At 39.5% G+C, this 22,226-nt stretch carries 21 protein-coding genes and 1 pseudogene; 10 read left to right on the top strand and 12 right to left on the bottom strand.

The genetic code is table 11. The annotated features are described in order from the left end of the window. The first annotated feature begins 161 nt into the window (after nucleotides 1-161). From MWU82_RS02005 to MWU82_RS01985, 5 genes are all read left to right on the top strand, one after another. Entirely contained in the window at nucleotides 162-2,921 is a 2,760-nt protein-coding gene (locus tag MWU82_RS02005; protein WP_247095050.1) for a TonB-dependent receptor, read from the top strand. 24 nt (nucleotides 2,922-2,945) lie between these two features. Beyond that, on the top strand, nucleotides 2,946-4,673 hold the full coding sequence (locus MWU82_RS02000; protein WP_247095049.1) for a G-D-S-L family lipolytic protein: 1,728 nt from the start codon (nucleotides 2,946-2,948) through the stop codon (nucleotides 4,671-4,673). A gap of 336 nt (nucleotides 4,674-5,009) precedes the next feature. Continuing rightward, nucleotides 5,010-6,518, top strand: a complete 1,509-nt coding sequence (gene atpD, locus MWU82_RS01995) for a F0F1 ATP synthase subunit beta (RefSeq protein WP_215949614.1) — start codon at nucleotides 5,010-5,012, stop codon at nucleotides 6,516-6,518. 78 nt (nucleotides 6,519-6,596) lie between these two features. Continuing rightward, nucleotides 6,597-6,875: a F0F1 ATP synthase subunit epsilon gene (locus tag MWU82_RS01990; RefSeq protein ID WP_247095048.1), complete on the top strand. Its 279-nt coding sequence runs from the start codon at nucleotides 6,597-6,599 to the stop codon at nucleotides 6,873-6,875. 70 nt (nucleotides 6,876-6,945) lie between these two features. After that, nucleotides 6,946-7,467, top strand: a complete 522-nt coding sequence (locus tag MWU82_RS01985) for a hypothetical protein (protein ID WP_247095047.1) — start codon at nucleotides 6,946-6,948, stop codon at nucleotides 7,465-7,467. A gap of 312 nt (nucleotides 7,468-7,779) precedes the next feature. Here the strand turns inward: MWU82_RS01985 and MWU82_RS01980 are convergent, their stop codons facing one another. The 7 genes and pseudogenes from MWU82_RS01980 to MWU82_RS01950 form a co-directional block, all read right to left on the bottom strand. Then, on the bottom strand, nucleotides 7,780-8,781 hold the full coding sequence (locus MWU82_RS01980) for an amidohydrolase family protein (RefSeq protein ID WP_247095046.1): 1,002 nt from the start codon (nucleotides 8,779-8,781) through the stop codon (nucleotides 7,780-7,782). Nucleotides 8,782-8,923: 142 nt separating this feature from the next. Then, nucleotides 8,924-10,030: a Gfo/Idh/MocA family oxidoreductase gene (locus MWU82_RS01975; RefSeq protein ID WP_247095045.1), complete on the bottom strand. Its 1,107-nt coding sequence runs from the start codon at nucleotides 10,028-10,030 to the stop codon at nucleotides 8,924-8,926. A gap of 81 nt (nucleotides 10,031-10,111) precedes the next feature. Then, nucleotides 10,112-10,408: a putative quinol monooxygenase gene (locus MWU82_RS01970; RefSeq protein ID WP_247095044.1), complete on the bottom strand. Its 297-nt coding sequence runs from the start codon at nucleotides 10,406-10,408 to the stop codon at nucleotides 10,112-10,114. 159 nt (nucleotides 10,409-10,567) lie between these two features. Further along, nucleotides 10,568-12,016: pseudogene (locus MWU82_RS01965) on the bottom strand (sulfatase). A 135-nt stretch (nucleotides 12,017-12,151) separates the two neighbouring features. Continuing rightward, the gene (locus tag MWU82_RS01960; RefSeq protein WP_247095043.1) at nucleotides 12,152-13,312 is read right to left on the bottom strand and encodes a serine hydrolase domain-containing protein; all 1,161 of its coding nucleotides are present in this window, start codon (nucleotides 13,310-13,312) and stop codon (nucleotides 12,152-12,154) included. 22 nt (nucleotides 13,313-13,334) lie between these two features. After that, entirely contained in the window at nucleotides 13,335-13,706 is a 372-nt protein-coding gene (locus MWU82_RS01955) for a VOC family protein (protein ID WP_247095042.1), read from the bottom strand. Nucleotides 13,707-13,896: 190 nt separating this feature from the next. Beyond that, complete coding sequence (locus tag MWU82_RS01950; protein WP_247095041.1) at nucleotides 13,897-14,112, bottom strand: T9SS type A sorting domain-containing protein; 216 nt, start codon at nucleotides 14,110-14,112, stop codon at nucleotides 13,897-13,899. 717 nt (nucleotides 14,113-14,829) lie between these two features. On the opposite strand from MWU82_RS01950, the gene MWU82_RS01945 reads away from it, so the two are divergent. Continuing rightward, nucleotides 14,830-15,663: an RteC domain-containing protein gene (locus MWU82_RS01945; RefSeq protein WP_247095040.1), complete on the top strand. Its 834-nt coding sequence runs from the start codon at nucleotides 14,830-14,832 to the stop codon at nucleotides 15,661-15,663. A gap of 776 nt (nucleotides 15,664-16,439) precedes the next feature. Here the strand turns inward: MWU82_RS01945 and MWU82_RS01940 are convergent. The 4 genes from MWU82_RS01940 to MWU82_RS01925 are packed head-to-tail and all read right to left on the bottom strand — an operon-like array spanning nucleotide 16,440 to nucleotide 18,016. Next, nucleotides 16,440-16,607, bottom strand: coding sequence for a hypothetical protein (locus tag MWU82_RS01940; RefSeq protein ID WP_247095039.1), 168 nt, complete (start codon nucleotides 16,605-16,607; stop codon nucleotides 16,440-16,442). An 11-nt stretch (nucleotides 16,608-16,618) separates the two neighbouring features. Further along, nucleotides 16,619-16,840 (bottom strand): hypothetical protein, encoded by a 222-nt coding sequence (locus tag MWU82_RS01935; protein WP_247095038.1) that lies wholly within the window; start codon nucleotides 16,838-16,840, stop codon nucleotides 16,619-16,621. Between the two features lie 10 nt (nucleotides 16,841-16,850). Then, nucleotides 16,851-17,258 (bottom strand): DUF5675 family protein, encoded by a 408-nt coding sequence (locus tag MWU82_RS01930; RefSeq protein ID WP_247095037.1) that lies wholly within the window; start codon nucleotides 17,256-17,258, stop codon nucleotides 16,851-16,853. Continuing rightward, nucleotides 17,258-18,016: a hypothetical protein gene (locus tag MWU82_RS01925; RefSeq protein WP_247095036.1), complete on the bottom strand. Its 759-nt coding sequence runs from the start codon at nucleotides 18,014-18,016 to the stop codon at nucleotides 17,258-17,260. Before MWU82_RS01925 ends, MWU82_RS01930 begins: the two co-directional genes overlap by 1 nt. A gap of 260 nt (nucleotides 18,017-18,276) precedes the next feature. Here MWU82_RS01925 and MWU82_RS01920 point away from each other — a divergent pair, with 260 nt between their 5' ends. After that, nucleotides 18,277-18,468, top strand: a complete 192-nt coding sequence (locus MWU82_RS01920) for a hypothetical protein (protein WP_247095035.1) — start codon at nucleotides 18,277-18,279, stop codon at nucleotides 18,466-18,468. Nucleotides 18,469-18,568: 100 nt separating this feature from the next. Here MWU82_RS01920 and MWU82_RS01915 read toward each other — a convergent pair whose 3' ends face one another. After that, nucleotides 18,569-18,919 (bottom strand): hypothetical protein, encoded by a 351-nt coding sequence (locus MWU82_RS01915; RefSeq protein WP_247095034.1) that lies wholly within the window; start codon nucleotides 18,917-18,919, stop codon nucleotides 18,569-18,571. Nucleotides 18,920-19,337: 418 nt separating this feature from the next. Between MWU82_RS01915 and MWU82_RS01910 the strand changes: the two genes are divergently transcribed. From MWU82_RS01910 to MWU82_RS01900, 3 genes are all read left to right on the top strand, one after another. Continuing rightward, nucleotides 19,338-20,258: a restriction endonuclease gene (locus tag MWU82_RS01910; protein ID WP_247095033.1), complete on the top strand. Its 921-nt coding sequence runs from the start codon at nucleotides 19,338-19,340 to the stop codon at nucleotides 20,256-20,258. Nucleotides 20,259-20,262: 4 nt separating this feature from the next. Continuing rightward, nucleotides 20,263-21,051, top strand: coding sequence for a DUF6615 family protein (locus MWU82_RS01905; protein WP_247095032.1), 789 nt, complete (start codon nucleotides 20,263-20,265; stop codon nucleotides 21,049-21,051). A 600-nt stretch (nucleotides 21,052-21,651) separates the two neighbouring features. Continuing rightward, on the top strand, nucleotides 21,652-22,182 hold the full coding sequence (locus tag MWU82_RS01900; RefSeq protein ID WP_247095031.1) for a hypothetical protein: 531 nt from the start codon (nucleotides 21,652-21,654) through the stop codon (nucleotides 22,180-22,182). Nucleotides 22,183-22,226 lie beyond the last annotated feature (44 nt).

Genomic DNA, 22,226 nt, shown 5'->3' with positions numbered 1-22,226 from the left:
ATATTTTGTCAAATTTCTATTAAAAAGTGTTAAATTTTGAACAAAAAATACTATGCATGCATAATTTATTTGATTTTCGTTTTGTTAATTTGAAAATTGGTGTATATTGGCTATAAGGTGATATCTTATCATTAACTGATACTAATTTAACTCAAAACTTTATGAGATCAACTCTTCTGTTATTCTTTTTCATGTTTGGAATGTTGGCGCATTCACAAACGATTATTAAAGGGAATGTGGTGGATCAAAACAATGACCCCGTACCTGGAGCCAACATTGTAATTATGGGCAAAGCCATTGGTACAGTATCCGATTTTGACGGGAATTTTATATTGAACACTTCTGAGAATCCCCCGTTTACATTGAATATTACCAGTATTGGATATGAGGGTACTACTACCAATATTACACAAAATAATCATACAATTTCGGTTACTTTAAACGAAGAACAGACAAGTTTGGACGAGGTGGTAATTTCTGCTTCAAGGACTCCAGAGCGTGTTTTTGAATCCCCGGTTACTGTGGAACGTTTTGGATTGGAAGATATTAAAAACACTACAGCTGCAGATTTTTACGGCGGATTGGAAAATTTAAAGGGTGTAGATGTAAACACTAACAGTTTAACTTTTAAATCCGTAAACACCAGGGGCTTTGCTTCTTTTGCCAATACTCGATTTATGCAATTGGTTGATGGTATGGATAATTCTACTCCGGCGTTAAACTTTCCAATTGGAAACTTAGTGGGGATGATAGAGACAGATGTTCTAAGTGTTGAATTACTTCCTGGGGCATCCTCAGCACTTTATGGTGCCAATGCCTTTAACGGGATACTTTTTATGCGTAGTAAAAGCCCTTTTGATCATGAAGGAATTAGTGTATCTATAAAAAGAGGTGTCACCTCTCAAGAGTCGGCAGGTACTAATCCGTATACTGATTTTGGTATTCGTGCGGCGCATAAATTTTCTGATAAATTTGCTGGTAAAGTAAACTTCGGATATTTAAAAGGGACAGATTGGGCTGCAACCAGTGAGGTTGATAAATTTGATCCAACTAGAACAAGAGCTGATTATAACTATGATGGAATTAATATATACGGAGATGAAGTTTCCACGAACATTAGATCTGCATCTGGTTTGGGAATTATTCCAAATGTTGAGGTAAGTAGAACAGGTTACAATGAGCGGGATTTAACCAACTATAACGCTGAAAGTATTAAAGCGGATTGGGGATTATACTATCGTCCAATTGAAGACAACAGCCTTGAGTTCTCTTACGTGGGTAAGGTGGGTACCGGTACTACTATCTATCAAGGAACAAACCGTTACAATATCAATGGTTTTTTTCAAGAGCAACATAAATTAGAAATTAAAAATGACAATTTCTTTTTAAGAGGATATGTTGTAGGGGATAAAGCAGGAGACTCTTATGATATGGTGTTTACGGGGATTAACATTAACAGATCCTGGAAATCCGACGAAGATTGGTTTGGAGATTATATAGCAACTTATGCTGGAATAGAATTGTCCGGCAACCCTTCTGGTTTAACAGATGATCAAAAGCATGCACAGGCGAGAGCCGTTGCAGATACGGGCCGTTACCTGCCAGGAACACCGCAATTTGAGGCTGCATTTAATAAAAGTATAAATGATCCTGATTTAGCAACAGGTTCTAAGTTTCAAGATGCCTCTAAATATTACCATGCTGATGGTAATTATAATTTTAGCCATTTGATTGATATTGCTGAAATTCAAATTGGAGGATCCTATAGAAAATACAGTTTAAATTCTGGCGGTACAATATATACTGATACTGATGGTCCAATTGATTATTCTGAATATGGTATTTATACCCAAATTCAAAAAAAGATTGAACTTTCTGATGTGAAAAGCATAAAATTAACAGGATCAGCACGTTATGATAAATCAGAATTTTTTGATGGCTTCATATCGCCACGTATTTCTGCTGGGTTCACACTTAATAGAGATCACAACATTAGAGCCTCCGTGCAAACTGGATTTAGAAACCCGACCACACAAGATTTATTTATTGGTTTGGATGCAGGTAGAGCAATTTTAGTTGGTTCCGCACCTGATAATTTGAATCGTTATTCTGATACTTATGATGTAAGTTCAACTGGTCAATTGGCAGGCCAGCCTGCATCAGTAGTACAAACAGGAAGGGCTGCTTATGAAAATGCCTATTCAGCGCAATCAGTGGAGACCTTTAAGCTTACTAATAACGTGGCTGATTTAAAGGTTTCAAATCCGGAATTGGTAAAACCCGAACAGGTTACCTCAATTGAGGTTGGGTATAGAGGAAAGATAGATAAACTTGTAGTTGATTTTAGTGCCTATTACAATAGTTATAAAGACTTCATTTCTCAAGAGGTTGTTGATGCACCTTTTTATGGTATTGCCGGTGATGGCAACCTATCTGTAGATGCTATAAGGAACGATGATGTACAGCGCTATAGTGCCTACACTAATACTGATGCAGATGTTAACTCTTACGGAGCTTCTATTGGTTTAGACATGAAAGTACTTGGTAATTTTGATTTAGGGGGTAGTTATACTTTTACAAAGTTGGATTTTGATCGAGAAGCAAATCCAGATGTTATGTTGAATTTTAATACTCCAGAACATAAGTTTAAAGCCAATTTTGGGAATGAAGAGTTATTCAAAAACTTTGGCTTTAATCTAGCATACAGATTTAGTGATGATTATTTTTGGGAAGCTACTTTTGGCAATGGTGTTGTGCCGGAATTCCATACACTTGATGCTCAAATTAGCTACGCTGTTCCAAGCATCAAATCTTCCTTTAAGTTAGGTGGAACCAACATTACGGGCAATGAGTATTTTACTGCATTCGGTACAGGCTTTATTGGGTCTATGTACTACCTATCTTGGACAATTAATAACTAATCGGAAATCAAATCATAATTTGACATGAAAAATTTAAAATATATATTCTTAGCTTCTTCACTGTTTTTGTTTACAAATTGTAACGATCCTGAAGATGTAGATTTGAACCTTGTTGTGGAAGAGGAAGCAAAACCCGCATTGACTGCTGGTTCTGCTGATTTTTCCAAATATGTAGCTATAGGAAATTCATTTACTGCTGGTTTCACTGATAATGCGTTATTTATTGCATCACAGGAAAATTCTTTTCCTAATCTATTATCGCAAAAATTTTCATTGGTTGGTGGTGGCAATTTTTCCCAACCATTAATGAATGATAATTTTGGAGGACTTTTATTAGGAGGAAGTCCTGTTTTAGATCCACTAACTGGAAAAAATCTATTCGCTCCAAGACTCTATTTTTATTCTGATTCCAATTCAGCATGCCCGGACTTTACCGGCCCTGTTGTTCTTGGAATTGACCCTAACGATACCAATACACAGGTAGCTAGTTCTACAACAGATTTTTTATTAAATAATCCAACAGGGCCATTTAATAACATGGGCGTTCCTGGCGCAAAAAGTTTTCATTTATTAGCTCCAGGTTATGGAAGTTTGGCAAACGTTCCATTAGGGTTAGCAAATCCTTATTTTGTAAGAATGGCTTCAGAACCTAGCGCTAGCGTTTTAGGCGATGTTCTTGCACAGGCACCAACCTTTTTTACACTTTGGGTTGGTATTAATGATGTTTTAGGGTATGCCCTTTCTGGCGGAGACGGATCTAGTGCGATCACCCCAATAGATGGAGCTCCGGGAGTTGGTTTCAACCAAACTTATGCAACTTTGATCGGAGCAGTAACGGCAGGTGGTGCACAAGGTGTTGTGGCAAATATTCCAGATGTAACAAGTATTCCACATTTTACAACCGTACCCTATAATCCTTTGGATCCTAATGATGAATGTTTACAAGCATATGTTGATCAAATACCAACTTTAAATGGTGTGTTTGGTCAGTTGAATCAGGTGTTTGCTTTTTTAGAGAGTCAAGGAGTTCCAAACGCAACAGACCGACAAATTGTTTTTTCAACAACTGAGGCAAGTGCGGTTGTGATTAAAGATAAATCTTTAGTTGATTTGTCGGCTCAAATTGCTGGAGTATTGAAACAAAGTCCTGCGTTTCCTGCGTTTGTACAATCATTTGGTTTGCCAGTTGAAGCCGCGCCAACGGTAGCCGATCTTTTTGGTTTAGCTTACGGACAAGCAAGGCAGGCTACAGCTGACGATTTGTTTGTATTGCCTAGTTCATCTATAATTGGTACAGTAAACACCAGTTCAGTAGAATTTTTAATGTCCCGAGGACTATCCCAAGCATTGGCTGGGCAATTTTCAGTAGAAGGGGTGTCTTTACCATTAGCTGATAAATGGGTTTTATTGCCAAGTGAACAAGCAGAGATTGCAGCAGCAACGACTGCATTTAATACAACCATAGCAGCAAGTGCTACTCAAGCAGGTTTGGGTTTGGTGGACGCCAATGGTTTAATGAACAAATTGGCAGATGGAGGAGTTACCAGTGGTAATTTTATCTTAACGTCTGTATTGGTCAGGGGTGGTGCATTTTCTTTAGATGGTGTTCATCCAACAGCTAGAGGTTATGCTTTGATAGCCAATGAATTTATGAAAGCGATAGATGTTACTTATGGTTCAAATTTTGAGGCATCAGGTTCTTTATTGGATATAGGCGCCTATCCAACAAATTATTCTTCAACGCTTCAATAGAATAAAGTTGATTTAAACAGATATATAGCACCTTAATTATAAGGTGCTTTTTTATATAAATGATTTTAATTTTTTGTGTTTAAGTGAAAATTAGTCATTATTTGAAAACTTTTTCATGTTGAATAGCATTGGCTAAGAAAGGAGGAAAAGGTAATAAAGGGGCGGAAAGGAAGATTTTTTAGCAAATGAAAAAAGGATACATCAGTTCTTCCATAAAAATTAAAAAAACAATTTCTTTTTAAGAATGGAAAACATATCTTTGCAGCCTTAAAAACAAAGCGGTAAGTCGCGCTGTTTTTATTTTAAAGATAACAGTAAAACGTAAATACTCAAGTAATGTCTAAAGTTACAGGTAAAGTTTCTCAAATCATCGGCCCGGTAGTTGATGTTGAATTTCAGTCCGGAGCGGACCTTCCCAGAATTTATGATTCTTTGGAAATACAAAATGAAGATGGATCACTATTAGTATTGGAAGTTCAATCCCATGTTGGTGAAAGTACCGTAAGGACAATTTCAATGGACTCTACTGATGGTTTAAGTAGAGGTGTTGAGGTAAAAGCAACAGGAAGTGCAATCCAGATGCCAATAGGTGATGCTGTTTACGGTCGTCTGTTTAATGTAATTGGAGATGCTATCGATGGTCTTGGAGATTTGCCAAAAGCTGGTAAAGATGGTCTTCCAATTCATAGGGATGCACCTAAATTTGAGGATTTATCTACTTCTACTGAAGTTTTGTTTACTGGAATTAAAGTAATCGATTTGATTGAGCCTTATGCAAAGGGTGGTAAGATTGGTTTATTTGGTGGAGCAGGTGTTGGTAAAACGGTACTTATCCAGGAATTGATCAACAACATTGCAAAAGGACATGGTGGACTTTCTGTATTTGCCGGGGTAGGTGAACGTACTCGTGAGGGGAACGATTTACTTCGTGAGATGTTGGAGTCGGGAATTATAAAATACGGAGATGATTTCTTGCACTCTATGGAAGAAGGCGGATGGGATCTATCCAAAGTTGATAAAAAAGTAATGAAGGATTCCAAAGCGACTTTCGTTTTTGGACAAATGAACGAACCTCCTGGAGCACGTGCACGTGTGGCCTTGTCCGGATTGACTATTGCAGAATACTTCCGTGATGGTGCAGGTGAAGGTCAAGGGAAAGACGTTCTTTTCTTCGTAGATAATATATTCCGTTTTACGCAAGCTGGTTCTGAGGTATCGGCCCTTTTGGGACGTATGCCATCAGCGGTAGGTTACCAACCAACTTTGGCAACAGAGATGGGTGCCATGCAAGAGCGTATTACATCAACTAAAAGAGGTTCCATTACTTCAGTACAGGCGGTTTACGTACCTGCGGATGATTTAACGGATCCGGCACCGGCAACAACATTTGCCCACTTGGATGCAACTACCGTATTGTCTCGTAAGATTGCCGAGTTGGGTATTTACCCTGCGGTGGATCCTTTGGATTCAACTTCAAGGATTTTGACTGCCGAGATATTGGGGAAAGATCATTATGCCTGTGCTCAAAGAGTAAAAGAGTTATTGCAACGATATAAAGAACTTCAAGATATTATTGCCATCTTGGGTATGGAGGAATTATCTGAAGAGGATAAATTGGCCGTAGGTAGGGCAAGACGTGTACAACGTTTCCTTTCCCAGCCGTTCCACGTAGCTGAGCAATTTACAGGTATCCCAGGAGTTTTGGTAGATATTAAGGAAACTATCAAAGGATTTAATATGATTATGGATGGCGAGTTGGATCATCTTCCAGAATCTGCATTTAACCTTAAAGGTACCATTGAAGAAGCTATAGAAGCTGGAGAGAAAATGCTTGCTGAAGCGTAAATGAGTAGGCAGTAATCAGTGGCAATTGCCAAGGTGCGATTTAATACTGAGTGCTGAATACTGAATACCGATAAAAATATGTATCTAGAAATTGTATCACCAGAGGCTACTTTGTTTGCCGGAGAAGTTACCGCGGTAACGGTTCCTGGGATTGATGGTGAATTTCAAATGTTGAACAACCACGCCCCTATAGTTTCACTATTACAGGAAGGAAAGGTAAGGATTAAAGGAAATATTGTACTCGAAGAGGCTTATGAGAGCAAGTTCTCTAAAGCTCCCAACGGGGATACTATCCTTGCCATTAGCAGTGGTACTGTTGAGATGAAGAACAATAAAGCAATAGTACTGGCAGATTAACCTAGGTTATTGTCATTAATAAATTAGTAAAAGCCATACGTTTCGTATGGCTTTTGTTGTTTTATAAGCAATGGACAGGAAGAATATAATTATTTCTGAAGGGTTTAGGCCTCTATGGCAGACCTTAGTGGCTGCGGCTTTCTACACTTTGGCCGTTATTTTACTGGCCATGTTCTTTTTTGGTTTCGAAATATTCCCGGATAAGGGAATGGACAACAGTTGGAATTTTAAGGTGTTTTATATTGCTGTTGCCTGTGCGGCTCAGGGAATTTTATTTTCGAGTGTAAAAAGTATTTTCTTTGATCTGAAGAATAAAAAATATAAAGAAGAATATCGTGTGGGTCCGTTTGGTGTTGGTAAATGGAAAGCCCTTCCCACAATAGAATATGTATCCGTTTTTAGACAATTAAAAGCAAATGGTTCCTATACTTATGAGGTGAATTTGTGGCTAAAAGGGAATAAAAGCTTTACTATTTATGAAACGGGGGATATGGCAACCACCTTTGCCATGGGTGAAAGCACGGCCAGGTCACTAAAAGTGGATTTGTTGGATGCTACGGTACCCAATGATTTTAAGTGGGTAGATCTTTAGTCTTTCTGTATTCCCACGTATTTTAGCCTTGTATTTTTGCATTGAGGTGGGATAGTAGATTGGATTAAGGCCAAATGTGGGTTTTATTTCGAATATGTTTTTGATATATTTTTCCAATAAATTAAATACTTCCCAATTGATTCCTCTGAATCTTTTGAAATGCGTTAGGGACCGCGGCGGCATCCCCGCAGCAACGCCAGGGATATAGCCAAGGGCCCGCCCGACGAAGGAGGGAACGCCCAAAATGAAGAAAACATTGGGCAGTGTTAGGTTATTTGGTTTATATAGGCAAAGTCCATGGGGTTAATTCGATTATTTGCCGTGATGTTTGGCAATTTCCTCATCACTTAGCCGCAAAAATCTAGCGGCATTGTTATAAAGAATATCTCGTTTTTGTTCAGGATCAAGAAAATTGGCGGTGTTGACAGCCTCTATTCCAACTTCAATAGTTTCTGGCCAGTTCATTTGGTCGGACCCAAACATGACCCGTTTTCCAAATCCTGCATCAAAAATGCGTCTTAGGTATTCATGAAATGCTTTTCTGGGGATGGCGAAACAAATTGCACCAATATCAACGTATGCCTGTGGATGCGTCCAAAGAACGGCTAGGAGATCGTCTATCATGGGATACCCTGCATGCATTAAATAGATTCTTAGTTTTGGATGTCGCATTAGAAGTTCTTCCACTACCATGGCGCTATGAAGTTTAGCCCTGTAATTCCCAACACCGGGTAGGTAGGCGGCACCTGGAGGTCCGGTGCCCACATGTATTCCTATGGGAATGTCCAATTCTTCGGCAATTTGGGCATAAGGATCAAATCTTGGGTCACTGGGCGAAACACCGTTATATTGGATGGCTACTTCAGCAAATACCTTGTATTTTCCAGACGACAGGAGTTCGCGTACTTTTTCAGGCGTCTTATCGGACATAAAAAAATTGAAATGTAATGCTGGTATTATTCGATCTCCACCAACGGCTATATAATCATCTATCAAGGACCCGCTGGTTATTCCATAGATATTATGCTTATTTAGAATCTCCAGGGTTTTGTCCATAAGTTCTTTGTCTGAAGTAGCTCCCCAAACGGCATTTTTGCAGTCGGGATTTTTGAGATATTCATTGAAGCCCTCGGCCCACGATTCTGCAGGATCATGAACGGGCATTTCTTCCGACGGAGCACAAATGGCGTTGGGCGGTGGCCCGTTTTGAGAAGCGGGAAGGGCATGCAAATGCATATCCAATATGGGGAGTTTCTCCTGACAAAAACCTGTAATGGCTAAAAGTACCATAGGCAAAAAAGTCGCAAACCTCATTTCTATGTGCTTTAGAATTCAACATAATTACGGGTGCATAAAGGATATTTATGCTAAACGGGAAGAGAGTGTGGAGTATATGAACCTAATACACAATAAGATACAAAGAATTTTATTTACCGATACGCTTTTTGCAGGGCAATTAATTTTTTAGTTGTACGGTACGTCCTGTTTTTGAACTCTTTACGGCGGCGTCCAGTATTTCCATGCTAATCATGTTGTTTTCCAGAGAATAGGGGTCGTACCTTTCCAGGATAGTTTCACCTCTAATTACGGAAGCCAACAGGGCAAAGGGTTCGTCATAAGGGGCATCCCTTTCCCCCAGTTTAAAAATTTCCTCATCATAACCACTGTATCCTTCCGAAATACGTAGCCGCAGGTCATGTTTATTATCGGCATATATAGCACCCTTTTCCCCATAGATTTCCATATCCTTACGGCCAATGGGCCAGTTCCATGAGGGTTCCAGAATGGCCATGGCAGTGTCATAGGTAAGTATTATGGTGGCATCATCGTCTACTTTCGGGTTGTTTTCGGGCTGTAATTGTTGGGTTACCGCGGTAACGGAATTGGGTTTTTTGCCCTGTTGGATCCATGTCATGAGATTGGCACCGTAGCAGCCAAAGTCCATGATGGCACCACCTCCATTGAGCTTGGGATCGGTTAGGAAATTTAAAAATTCGGCACTTACCCCTATTTTTTTCGGTCCTTTATGTCCGTCCCTCACGATTACCTTTCTTAGAGCTCCTATAGTGCCATTATGTAGCAGTTCATAGGCCTTAACATTGGTAGGATACCAAGAGGTCTCATAGTTGGTAAGTAAATGAATCTTATGTTTTTTGGCCAAGGCCTCCATCTTCTTGGCATGTTCCAAACTAACGGCCAAGGGTTTTTCTACCATGACATGGATGCCTTTGGGCGCGCAGGTTTCCACAATGGCAAGGTGGTCGTAAATGTTCCCGAAACCTGCCACGGCCTCTGGCTTAACGGCTGCAATCATCTTCTCTATGGTATTAAACACCATATCCATGGGAAAGCCATGCTTCTCCGAAAGGCGCTGCGTCAGATTCCGATCGGTCTCCACGATACCCACCATTATAATATCATCATTGGCTTCCCTATTTAAAATCCACCCTACATGGCCATGGGTAAGTCCGACCACTCCCAATTTTATCGGTTCTTTCTGGGCCAAAGCACTCGTCAGCGTCAATAAAATGAAACAAAGGGAAAGTGTAATGTATTTTTTCATGGTTATATAGTTATTAGGAGACCACAGTAATTAGGCTTACCGTGGTCTTTGAAAGATACTACATTTTTAAATGCAAAAGATTCAACTAACAGGAGATAATTGACCTATAACGACCTCTACTACGGCCCCTTCGGTGGCCTTTCTGTGAGCTGCTATATGTGCACTGTTGTTGTGTTGTTGCCAATGATCATAACTGACCCAATTTTCATAAAAGAAAAAACGATCTGGGTTTTCATTGTCCTGGTGTAGATCGTAATTTAGGCAGCCTTCCTCCTTTAGGGTGGGAGGTATAAGTTTTAATAGGGCTTGCTTTACAAATTCTCGCTTTTCGGTTTTTGCCAAAATACTGGCCGTGATGGTCAATTGCTTGTTGCTCATTTTTAAATGGAATTTTATTTTTTAAATATATGGAACTTCTGGGGCATGGGGAAGGCTATTATATATTCTTTGGCACTTATAGGTGGAATCATCAATAGGACATTTAAGTATTTATTTTCCATTTTTTTTGGGGAGTAGCACGCTGCTAAGGGAGCTAGTCTAAAATGCACCTTTGGCGTTATTTTTTGTGGCGTTTAAACTTTCACCTGGCATTTCTCCCCTTATATTGTGAAATTCCGTTTTTATTAATCCGGCCTCTTTTAGATACCAATCCTTGGTAAGGTTTTCCGGGATATTATCGCCAGTTTCATTCATCCATCGGTTTAATATTTCTCTCATACTTTTCAGGGTTTCGGCGTACTCGGGCAAGGAGGCTACATTTAGTAATTGTAGGGGATCCCGATTATAATCGTAAAGTTCTTCATAGGGCCTTGGCACCATAAACACATCGGCCTGTATGGCAGAAAGTTTCCCTTGATCCTTTAAAATTTCCAATTCCATAAAGGAAGGACTGCCAACGGCATCTGCCGGCCCGTTTTGTGGTTGCATGGGCCTCGAATTTAAGATATACATATAATTCTTGTTCCTGACCATACGTTCGTGTGCTTCATAATCGTGCCAATTGTGCTCCGCGAACAGATAGTTACGAAAATCCAGGTCCGGGTCTGTTAAAAGTGGGGCGAAACTATGGCCCTGAAATTCGTCGGGAATTTCGATGCCCGCCAAAGTTAACAGTGTGGGGGCAATATCCACGGCACTTATTAGGCTTTTGCTGCTAACATCTTTATTTTTTATTCCGTTGGGCCAATGCATGACAAATGGAGTTTTCATGCCTCGATCATTCACCCTTGTCTTGCTATGGGGAAAAGGCCGTCCGTTATCGGACATAATTATTATTAAGGTATTGTCCAACTCTTTTTGTGCCTTCAGTTCTTGGACCACTTCTCCAATATAGTAATCGAATCTTTTTATTTCGTCATAGTATTTGGCAAGGTCCGCTTTGGTTTCGTCTCCATTGGATAAATAGAAAGGGGGTTTTAATTGGCTGGGTTGGTGTGTTCCCGAAAATTTATTGGGACCCCATTCCCGGTGGGCATCATAGGATGCGAACCACATAAAAAAGGGTTTGTTTTTAGGTCTTTTCTTTAGGGAGCTAACCCAACTTTCCTCGCCCCCATCACCGTTGTCTTTATGGCCCTCGTACATCACATCGAATCCACGTTTGGCATAGGGGCCCATATGGAACTTACCGGCCAGCACGGAATAATAGTTATTGTTCCTTAATAATTCCGGAAAGGAAACCATGTCCAAAGGAGGGGAGGTATGTAATTCGGCTGCTCCAGTATTATGGGGGTATCTCCCTGTAATTATGGAATTTCTGCTGGGACTACATTAGCTTGCCGTTAAATAGAAATTATCAAATTTTAACCCCTCTTTTGCAAGTTTATCAATATTGGGAGTTTTGACCTGTGTATTCCCGTAACAACCAATGTCGTCCCAGCTAACATCATCGGCTATAAAAACAATGATGTTCAACTTTTCTTTTTGTGCATAGCCTGTACTGTAGACGGACAGATATAAGAGTATTGGGATAAAAAAATGCTTCATAATTTTTGCGGTTGACTTATAAAATTTAATTAGCAGGTTTTCAATTTTTTTTAGGACGGGGACTTAAAAATATACAAAACTATCAAGCAGCGAAAATGCTATTTTACCAGAGGTCTGGATGAATTACTATATGTCCTATTGTTGGACAATTGAATTGGATTTGTCAAGGGTCTTCAATAAGCGAATACCAAGGTTGTCTATGTTCATATTGTTTTTGTGAAAGGCGGATAGATTGGAAAGAATAATTACCCCATTTTGCTTCGCCATATTAAGCACAATATTGGATCTGTAGCCTCCAGTACCACCGCTATGCATAATCAATTTTTTACCTATGTCTTTTTGAATGGCCCATCCCAGGCCCATCTCGGCTTTATTGGGCTCCAGACTAAAAGAAACTTTTCTTGTCAATGATAATATTTGATCGGAATCATTGAATTGTGCTTGTGCAAATTTTGATAGATCGGCTACCGATGATAGTATTCCGCCAGCGCCCACCAAAACATTCAAATCCCAGTTTGGAGTTTCATTTCCATTTTCATCAAGACCCTTGATTAATTGGGACCTTATTTGGTCTCTATCCGTCGTAGTGCGGACCAGTTTGTATTTTGTGCAAATTTTGGATTGGAGTAGGTTTTCATAGGATGTGCTATCTATTTTACTCAACATAAAACCCAACAATCCTACCCCTAGGTTGGAATATTCGGATTTTTCCCCAGGATTTTGATTGAGTTGCAGATGCTGGGTTACATATTGTTTTAATTTTTGTTCATCATAGTCTTTATAAGGGTTCTGTAGGTCTACAGAATCTAGGGGCAGGTTGGTGGGTAGCCTTGGTAGTCCTGAGGTATGGTTGGACAACTGCTTAAAGGTGATTTTAACATCGCCTTTAAGCGGCCATTCCAAATAATCGTTGATATTGTCATCCAGGCCGAGTTGTTGGTTCACTACCATATCCGCCAAAAGCGTAGCAGTAAATACTTTGGAGATAGAGCCAATTTCAAAAACACTGCCATGGTTGTCAATAGTGAAAATAGTGTCGTTCTCACGTTTTATTCCATAAAAGTTGGTAGTTCCATTGTGTAAAATGGCAATGGCCAACTGGGTGTTATTGGGGAATTCTTTGGTTTCCGCAAAAATATATTTGGCCTGGAGTTCCGTGATGTGTTGGCTATAATCTTTTTGACCGTTAAAAGCGACTTTTTCATCTGTACACCCACTAAAGGCATATAGGAAAAGAATTAAAATAAAATACTTTTTCTTCTGTTGGGTATTCGTTAGGATTGAATTAAGGAACATTTCCAACGGCCCAATTTTCAGATTAAACATGTTGATCTATCAAAATCTGGTTACCATCGGGATCGGTGAGCATAATACTTGCCGGTCCGGTAGATTTGTCGTCTGCTTCTTGGTCCAATTTTAGTTTTTTATTTTTTAGGTGGGCTTGAATTTTTCTAACATCGGTAAAAGAGGATAACGCAGCGGCATTCTCGTCCCATCCCGGATTAAAGGTAAGGATGTTCTTTGGGAACATTCCTTGGAACAAACCTACCAAGGCATTTCCATTTTTCATGATCAGATAATTCATTTTTAGGTCTCCGGCAAACACAGTAAACCCCAATTTTTCATAAAATTCTTTGGATATGTTTAAATCCTTTACGGCCAAACTAATCGAAAATGCTCCTAGTTCCATAATGCTGGTTTTATGGTGTAACAATTTATTTTAAGATGTTTTTGGGGGAATTGGGCGGTACCTTGCCTTACTGCACTAAGATAGGTTTTTTTTTGGGGGATTTGATGTCTTTTTTGATGCTTAGGTCTCTTTTTCGCTGAAACCTTTGGGATTGGAAAAAGTATTGATTATATAATTCCAATTTCGAAGATTATTTAAGGATTACCTTTCTTAGGGAATTGCCATACGGGGTCTCGAGCAATACGGCATATACCCCAGAGGCCAGACCGGAGATATCGAAGGGAATGTTATAAGACCGCTCTCCTCTTGCCTTTTCAGAGGCCATTAGGGCGTTGTTGGCGAAATTAAATATCTTGATGCTTATATTTCTCCCCGTTGGCGCGAGCGTCTCGCTCGTGCCTCTCATTAACTTAGCTGGACACTAGTTTACTGGCAACCCTACTTGAGCAATCCAGAGTCTTGTTCTTTTTCACCTGACCTTTGAAAAAAAACAGTTGCGTAGCTACGGCTATGCAACATTTTTGTGCCTTGGCGACATAAATGGCACAGTAGCATTTACACCACATCTAGGGACCAGGAACAATTGTTGTGTTTATGCAAAATTCTTATGGAAAAAAAGTTTTATAAAGACACCGAGTTTCGGCTTCGTTTTCCGCAATGGATCCTGGATCGTATTTTGCCGTCCATGAAAGGTAAAAGGTGCCTTGAAACGGAGCTATTATAGCGCACTAAAAAGGGGTGGACCTAACCAATTTTCATATACGTACTATCTATGGAGTATCTATGGACCATCTATGAAGTAACTATGGATTACCCACCCCTCAATCCCCTCCAAGGAGGGGAGGTGACCCGTCCTAAAGTAGCTATACAGGTTATTTGGACTTACTAGTCGAGAAGTCACTTTACGGTTAACTTAACACAAGTATGGGAATTGATCCATAATTGTGGAGGTAGGCCCTATTGAGACCACAGTTCAATACCTTTTGTTTGGCCAAGAGCATGCATTTCATCGGTTCTGGCGGCAAGTGATGTACTTTTTGTAGGAAATATCTTATATTTAAATTTCCCCTAAACCAAAGAACATTTAATTCCCAAACTATCTATTGACCCAGAGCGATAGGCCATGGAAAATTTTGAAAGACAACTTACTGATTTTAAACTAAGACTCAAGGAAATAGATACTACCCAAACGGACCGTTTGCTCCGCAGCAAGATCGCAATAGGTCATTGCAACACGCTATTGAACAATTTTAAAGAACAGGTATCCTCTTATATATTTGCTACGCCTAGGGAGGAAATACGATTTTTTAAGCATATTAAGGCCTATCCAATGAGTTGCCTTATCTACTTTGCCAAAATTAGGGATTTTGAAATGCGGTTTACGTACACTACTGCAGAAGAGAAAAAAAAGGCGATCGATAAGGAATTAAAAAGGATCCATAAGTTTTTTAGGGAACACTTTGATTTTGTGCAGTATATAGACCAGGAGCGGGAGCATTTGGACCACCTTTATTTTACCAGGGAGCACCATCTGCTTTTGGTATCGGAACCCATTACAAGCTTTGTAGACCCCAATTTTAATACCTCCCATGACCGTCTTTATGCCCGTATCCGGGCAAAGCAATGTTTTAGGACCTATTTGCAGAACAGATATGGAACCATTGATGCCACTGATCACCTTTTGGGCAATGATAGGCCTAGACATACTTTACGTTGGACGGCCTCCAAAGCAGCGCTAACAGAGTTAATTTATGCCCTCTACGCCAGTAAGGCCATCAACTTGGGGCAGACCGATATTAAAGAAATTGCGGAAACGTTGCAAGACGTCTTCCAGTATGACCTGGGCAATGTTTACCAAACTTTTTCCGAAATTAAGGAACGACAGAAGAGCAAGACCAAATTTTTGGACGAGCTGAGTATGGGCCTTTATGCCTATATGGAGCGTTTTAACGATTAAAGTGTTAAAAAATGACCCCATCTTGGGGGGTAGTGGGGAGAAATTCTCGTGAATTTTTGGCATTTTGCCGTTTAAGATCATATCACCCCAAAAGCTGTCGGTAGCCTATGGCATGTGCTACTGGCAGCTTTTATGTTGACTCCCCTCTTCGTCCGTTCTATAGGTGTTTGCCGTTAATATGAAAGCCAAAGGAAAACGGTACTTTCCATTTTGGTTTTGGAGACTTCCACTTTAAATGGCCCCTTATTGAGCATAACACATTCTGCCTGGGCACTAAATGAGAGTGAGTTCGATGTATATACTAATTAAAATCAGTTGTTTATATGGTATCTGTGGGGTCGAGACCAAAAAAATTTTATTCTCTAACGGATAGAATGACATTATTTTGAAAATTTGATTATGAAGTACCTAACAAATACGATACGGGTAGAGAGAAAGTTAAAGGTTTCAGTTATAAGTTAAAGGTTCCCAGGTCGTCATTTTAAATGCATATGAGAAATCGAAGATTCGGCGAAGCTAAACCGAAGGTTCACGAATACCCGTGAAATAAGTATGACATGAGCTAAATCGCACATCTAGCTCCCGGCAAGTGCGACTTCTCGTCGTCCCGAAAAGGGACTCTGACGAAGTGACTGCCGTTGCCCTGTTCAAGTCATTAATATCGAGATTCTTAATAAAGAGGTAAATGGTAGTGGGGGGATAGAGAAGATTGTACCTATATGGATACAAAAAAGCCCCCGGAGAGGGGGCTTACACAGGCACTGTTACAATAATGCCTATTTTTTAAAAACCTTGTTAAGAAGATAGGAAACCAAGTAACTTATGGTTGCCCCAACGGCCGCCAATACCCCCGTTTTATAGAGGTCGGCCATCGTAATATTGGGAAGAATGCTTAGGAGCATGCCGCCAATAATCCCGCATTTGTAGCTAAAATTTGTTTCCATAGCTACCGTTTTTATGGGGTGGTCTCCACTTCTTTTTCGGTGGTGATCTGGCTTACCGCAGAAAGGACGCTCCCTGCCACGGCAAGATAGCCGGCGGCCGAAATTACAGCGGCCGGGAGGCTTATTGGTGCCGTTAGGATCGCGCCGCTTACAGCAGCAAGCGCCAGCCCTATATTCCGTAAGGTTTTAAAAAATTTGGAGGTGGGCTGTTGTGCCCTTTTTAGAATGTTCATAATGAAATATTTAAGATGATACAAATGATTTAATTGTGAGATAAACAGCTTCTCCTTTATCCAGAGCGCTGAAGACTACATGTTCCAGGCGTTTTAAGGCCGGTCGGGATCGAAGCCCTGTTCCGGGGCCCGTTAATTGGACCACTGGAGCGATACAACCCCTTAATTCCTTTCTGGCGTTGTTGGCCGCATGAATAAGGATCAGGTTGCGCTGGGGCACTTTACATAGGACAAGATGCCTTCCAAAGCGTTGGCTCCTACGTTCTTTTATCAAATACCTCCCCTCCGGAATACAGGAGACATGGGCCTTGTTTGCCACCCATGGCAGTTCGATAGTGTGGCAGAGCCACCTTTGATGGTAGAGCACACTACCGTTTGTTCCTTCGGGGAAGTATTTTCTTTGAAGTTCCAGGTCCATTAAGGAGCAGGGATTATCTCCACCAGATTAAGGGCATTGTGTACGCCATTTTTAAGGGCGTACATTTGCCCGTTCACCTCTTGGAAAAACGCTATTCCGAACACCAACAATAGGGGCAGCGCCGAGGCGGCCGTTACGGAACTGTCCAATTCCAACAATTCCGTATCCGCACTGGAATAGGGCAGAATTTCCGAATTGCTCATGGCACTTACATGCAACCCGTTGTCGAAATCGATCTCTGCCCCACCGGACAATAGTTGGAAATGCGTGGTCCCAGAAGGGGCCACCACCATGTCCAACGGTGTAAACGGGGCAATGCTAACGCTAAGGCTTCCCGTTGCCCTGTCCACTACGGGGACATAGGGGGCGAAGAAGGTAGTACCCAATTTTGCATTGATGTTAAAATCGAACTGCTTAATTAGGAGCAGGTCGCCTGCAGAAGCCATCCGTTGGCCCCGTGGGTTTACCGTATCTGTCCGTACTACACGGAGCATTTCTTTGGTAAGCCTACTGGCCAATCTTTTATCCGCTGCGCTAAGAAGCGCAGTTCTAAAAGCGGTACGGATAAGCTTACCGGCCTTGCCAGCATTCCCAAATTCGGCATTGTTTTCCCGGGTACGTTGAAAGGCCGGGTCGCTTGCGATCCTGGAGCGATCAATGCTCCCTTTTGTACGGACCATGTAGCCGTCTTTTGACTTGTAAAAGGTAATCCCGTCCAGGGTTCCCTTAAGCCTTAAAATTCCTCTTTGTTTTGCCATAATAATAAAAATTTAAAGATTAGGGCGTAAAGAAAAACGGGAGGGCCGAGTAATAAAAAAGGACAGGAGCGTCCACGGCGCATAGGCCATTTTATGGCATTTGTGCTGTTTATGGCGTTTGTAGCGTTTATATCATTTTATGGAAAAAAAGTAAGAAAATATTTACTTATATTTGTGGAAGGGTGATCTGATTTTCGAAATGCCACAAGCGGTTTTGCCATGCAGTATGGGCAAGGCCGCAAGGTTGCTAAACGAAAATTATGAAGAGAACCTGTATCTATCCCAAAGACATACAGCGCATTACCGGGCGCAGTGGTAGCTATAGTAGAAAAATTCTGGCTCAGATCCGAGCCACCTTGGGCAAGGAACCGCACCAGTTTGTAACGGTGGAGGAATTTGCCGTCTATAGCGGGCTGGACGTAGCTACCATAGAACCTTTTATTGTTGATTGATGCACCCGTGTTTGGAGGTGTCCTAATATGGGCTCTTCCGTCATAACACCCGACCTTTCCCGATCCTCTTTGCATGATTACATGTGGAGTAGGCTTAGAATTATCTTAATGGTCCCCCTAATTCATTTTGCAACTCTATATCCCAATATGATCCAATTAACATTTCTCCTATTAAAAATCCTTCTCCTCTAAAAATATTATTGGTAATTCTATTGGTCCATTCTAAAATAAAAACTGTTGCCGGTTCTGGCAATGATTGTATATCCAATATATATGCTTCTGCTCCATTGTTAAACCAGGTGGAATTATAGGTTCCTACAAAAGTCCTTTCAGAGAGATTTGAGATTCTATCGGCACTTTCGGTGGAACTAGTAGACAAAGTATTATTACAAAATTCGCCAAGAAGATTGCCGTTATTTGTCATTCTTAAAAAAAAGCTTCCTAGTATCATTTAATTTTGACTTAGAATATTAATCATTACAATATAGCACAAAATCGGATTAGATTTCACCTGCTCTGTAAACTACATCTATAACAGTGTTAATTTAAATTAATGGCATCTTTATAAAGAATATACATTTCTAAACTTAAAATCTAGATCTAAGGCCATAATAATTAGGAAAACAAAAAAATTCCCCCGGCACAAAGCAAAAATCACTAAATTGGTAAGAAATGAAATAGTAATCCCCATAGCAAGGGTAGCACAAAACCGAGACCAACATAGTCATTCCCTCTAGACTTTGTAAAATAATTATATTACAAATCCAGCTACAATAAAGCAACAAAATTTATTTATTACATAGGACCTATAAGAGATATATAGTAACTTAGTACTATACCCATACGTTAGCATTTATTAAAAATAACGAATGAAGATAATTTCAGCAGCAGCAATTAACGCCTTGAAAAAAGCACTTTCAACAGTTTACTGGTATAAATCTGACCTTCGAAGTTTTCTAGATCACACCATCACCAATAAACAAATCTTATCATATTTAGACTGGAATGATTATAAAAGAAATATTTGCTCAAGACTTGTTGACCTGCTCGTTAAAAACGAAGAAAAGACCCAAAATGACCTATTGAAGCTTGTTTATGAACTGTGTAATATGAATGACTTTTCTCATCTCAAACAGCTTGATGATGGAGCCGAGAAAGAAAAAGCAGCGAAAGAATCTGTTTCTGCTTTAAGAAAGTTATCGAAAGGGCATTTAGAACAACAAAAAGAGCAAGAAGAGGTCGAAGAAAGAAGAAATAAAGTTTTCAAGAAACAGCTTGAACAATCCGCGGTTCGTGAAAAATTAGAAGAAATTAAGACTGACTTTTATGCTCTTGTGAGCTCAAATGATGCGCAAAAACGTGGATTCCAACTTGAAAAATTATTAAAAGATTTGTTTAACCTTTTTGACCTTGACTCAAAAGCATCCTTTAGAATTACAGGAGAACAAATAGACGGAATGTTTACGTTCGAGAATAATGATTTTTTACTGGAAGCAAAATGGTATAAAGACCCCGTAGATATAAGTTCATTGGATGCTTTTAGTGGGAAATTAAGCAGAAGATTGGAAAACACGCTTGGATTGTTCATTTCAATTAATGGATTTTCACCTGATGCGATTCAAGCTCATTCAACAGGAAGGCGATTGATGATACTTATGGATGGTAGTGATTTAATGGCTGTATTAGAAGGTAGAATTGACTTAATTCAACTGTTAGTCAGAAAAAGGAGATATGCTGCTCAAACTGGAAATATTTACTTAGGTATTCACGAAATAATGAAAGGGATATAGACCAATGACAAAACCTTGCGAAGTATTTAGTGAATGCACAGCTTACGTTAAAAATTGGATAAGTAAGCAACCGGAAGTTGGCGAAGAATCAATAACAGATTGGTTTCTATTTAACATTTCTGAAAAGCTACCTCATATCAAGTACAGGCAGTTCACAAGATACGTTGAAGGGCGAGTAACTGGAGCTGATTGGGAATGGTGGTTTGTTTTTTCAAACTCTCAGTCTTTCGCTACAAGAGTTCAGGCGAAGAAAATAAGGCTTAATAAGGACAATTATTCAGGGTTAGCCCATACAACCCAAGGGACACTGCAAGTTGACAAGTTAATCAAAAATGCTCGAACCAAAGGTATGGCAGCTTTTTATGCTTTTTATACGAATTCAGATTCCCAGACCTTATGTAACAGAAACGGAAAGGGATATGGTGTTTATTGGAGTGAAGCAAATAAGGTGAGAACAGATTTCATTCAAAAAGGGCGAAAGAAAGTAAGTGATTCAGATGTGCTGTCCATATCAAATCCGATAGAATGTTTATTCTGTTGTCCTTTGACTTTTAAAGGACAGAACGGAGTTGAAGGATTTAAGAATTATCTTGAATCATACTTCCCGACATACAATGAGCAGGATGTAAATTCAAATATTCGAAGTGAGAATTTAGGATTTCTAAAGACACCAAATCATATATCAACACTTTTAGAAAGCAAAGAAATACCTGATTGGTATGAAAGTGAGTTTAGAAATAGAATTGAAGGAATAAAATCAATCCTTGTTATTGATATGAGAAAAGAAAAATAACAAATGCTAACAATGGTAACTGTTGCACAACCCTATAATTTATAAAATATCGATGTTATAAGCGGCCTTTTAGGGCCGTTTTGTTTTTTAAACGAAAGTGTTGCCACTCATTTTTATAGTGCCAAAAAGGAAGCAAATAGACTTATGGAGTACATTTTCCATACAATTGTGCAGAACTATGCTTTCCGCTCCACTTTTTGTACGTTTTCCCGAGAATTTCAGGTATTTTTTGATGTTGTAGGCAATGGCCGATAGCTGCATTGCCTTGTTGGCCTACAGCTCGATATTCTTTCTTCATTGTCTTGGTTGATACCTTAGTTTAATGTGCCATGCATTTCGGACCAATTGTGCGATTATAAAAAATAGAAACTAGAAAAATCCCAAACTACGGTTTCCCGCAACCAACTTCCCAAAGAATTGTTTTTCTTTAGTTCCATAAATTTAAGCAAACGAACTATAGTAGGCCCCAGAAAATAGGGTAGGGATCAGTTGAGACATAAGCCATTAAATTAATAACCAGGCTATCTAAAAAGATTTACTAAATTGGACCTATAAGAAGAATATAAACACTAGTTGCTATATTCCATTGTTACCCAACATTTGAAAAAAATATCACTAGAAATAGGAAATAGAATTAAATGGATTAATTCACTCGGTCTGGTTTTATTCGGAATTGGATTACTGACATTAATCTTAACTGGACTTGTGATATATTCTGGAACTCTTTTGCCACTTGAAATTAAAGTGTTGTACTTCTTTGAGGTATTGTCAAAGAATTTTTATCTGACATTTTTGGTTTCAATTTTAATCAGTTTTATTGGATATAAAATAATGACATTGGAAAAGTATGTACAAACGGAACTGAATATAAATGATAAAGATATAAGTTTCGTTGCGGACAAAAGAAAAGTCACAATCCGATTTAGTAGAATAACGGAATTCTATGAAAAGAAATCTAACGAACAGAAATTACTAACTATTAAATCAAATCGAGGAGAATTATATAATTTTAAACTAACTCAAGCGGAATTTGAGAATCTGATAAATAATTATCCGAATGAAATAAAAACGTTGGGTAACTGTAGCCTTACCCTTTTTAGGACATCTCTAAATTCAACAATTTTTCTTTAATATTGGTCGTTTCGGGGAAGAATTCTTCCCCGAAACGGTCTTTG

Source organism: Arenibacter sp. S6351L, from assembly GCF_023016025.1.
GTDB lineage: Bacteria > Bacteroidota > Bacteroidia > Flavobacteriales > Flavobacteriaceae > Arenibacter > Arenibacter algicola_B.
Note: the sequence above shows the minus strand (reverse complement) of the source record. Positions and strands in the feature narration are given on the sequence as shown.

Excerpts from the sequence above, each read along its gene's own strand:
- MWU82_RS01955 (WP_247095042.1), bottom strand. The coding sequence starts at position 13,706 with ATGGAACTAGGAGCATTTTCGATTAGTTTGGCCGTAAAGGATTTAAAC.
- MWU82_RS01910 (WP_247095033.1), top strand. The coding sequence starts at position 19,338 with ATGAAGATAATTTCAGCAGCAGCAATTAACGCCTTGAAAAAAGCACTT.
- MWU82_RS01930 (WP_247095037.1), bottom strand. The coding sequence starts at position 17,258 with ATGGACCTGGAACTTCAAAGAAAATACTTCCCCGAAGGAACAAACGGT.
- MWU82_RS01980 (WP_247095046.1), bottom strand. The coding sequence starts at position 8,781 with ATGAGGTTTGCGACTTTTTTGCCTATGGTACTTTTAGCCATTACAGGT.
- MWU82_RS01905 (WP_247095032.1), top strand. The coding sequence starts at position 20,263 with ATGACAAAACCTTGCGAAGTATTTAGTGAATGCACAGCTTACGTTAAA.
- MWU82_RS01950 (WP_247095041.1), bottom strand. The coding sequence starts at position 14,112 with ATGAGAGGCACGAGCGAGACGCTCGCGCCAACGGGGAGAAATATAAGC.
- MWU82_RS01960 (WP_247095043.1), bottom strand. The coding sequence starts at position 13,312 with ATGTTCCTTAATTCAATCCTAACGAATACCCAACAGAAGAAAAAGTAT.
- MWU82_RS01975 (WP_247095045.1), bottom strand. The coding sequence starts at position 10,030 with ATGAAAAAATACATTACACTTTCCCTTTGTTTCATTTTATTGACGCTG.
- MWU82_RS02005 (WP_247095050.1), top strand. The coding sequence starts at position 162 with ATGAGATCAACTCTTCTGTTATTCTTTTTCATGTTTGGAATGTTGGCG.
- atpD (WP_215949614.1), top strand. The coding sequence starts at position 5,010 with ATGTCTAAAGTTACAGGTAAAGTTTCTCAAATCATCGGCCCGGTAGTT.
- MWU82_RS01935 (WP_247095038.1), bottom strand. The coding sequence starts at position 16,840 with ATGAACATTCTAAAAAGGGCACAACAGCCCACCTCCAAATTTTTTAAA.
- MWU82_RS02000 (WP_247095049.1), top strand. The coding sequence starts at position 2,946 with ATGAAAAATTTAAAATATATATTCTTAGCTTCTTCACTGTTTTTGTTT.
- MWU82_RS01970 (WP_247095044.1), bottom strand. The coding sequence starts at position 10,408 with ATGAGCAACAAGCAATTGACCATCACGGCCAGTATTTTGGCAAAAACC.
- MWU82_RS01945 (WP_247095040.1), top strand. The coding sequence starts at position 14,830 with ATGGAAAATTTTGAAAGACAACTTACTGATTTTAAACTAAGACTCAAG.
- MWU82_RS01940 (WP_247095039.1), bottom strand. The coding sequence starts at position 16,607 with ATGGAAACAAATTTTAGCTACAAATGCGGGATTATTGGCGGCATGCTC.
- MWU82_RS01915 (WP_247095034.1), bottom strand. The coding sequence starts at position 18,919 with ATGATACTAGGAAGCTTTTTTTTAAGAATGACAAATAACGGCAATCTT.
- MWU82_RS01985 (WP_247095047.1), top strand. The coding sequence starts at position 6,946 with ATGGACAGGAAGAATATAATTATTTCTGAAGGGTTTAGGCCTCTATGG.
- MWU82_RS01990 (WP_247095048.1), top strand. The coding sequence starts at position 6,597 with ATGTATCTAGAAATTGTATCACCAGAGGCTACTTTGTTTGCCGGAGAA.
- MWU82_RS01920 (WP_247095035.1), top strand. The coding sequence starts at position 18,277 with ATGAAGAGAACCTGTATCTATCCCAAAGACATACAGCGCATTACCGGG.
- MWU82_RS01925 (WP_247095036.1), bottom strand. The coding sequence starts at position 18,016 with ATGGCAAAACAAAGAGGAATTTTAAGGCTTAAGGGAACCCTGGACGGG.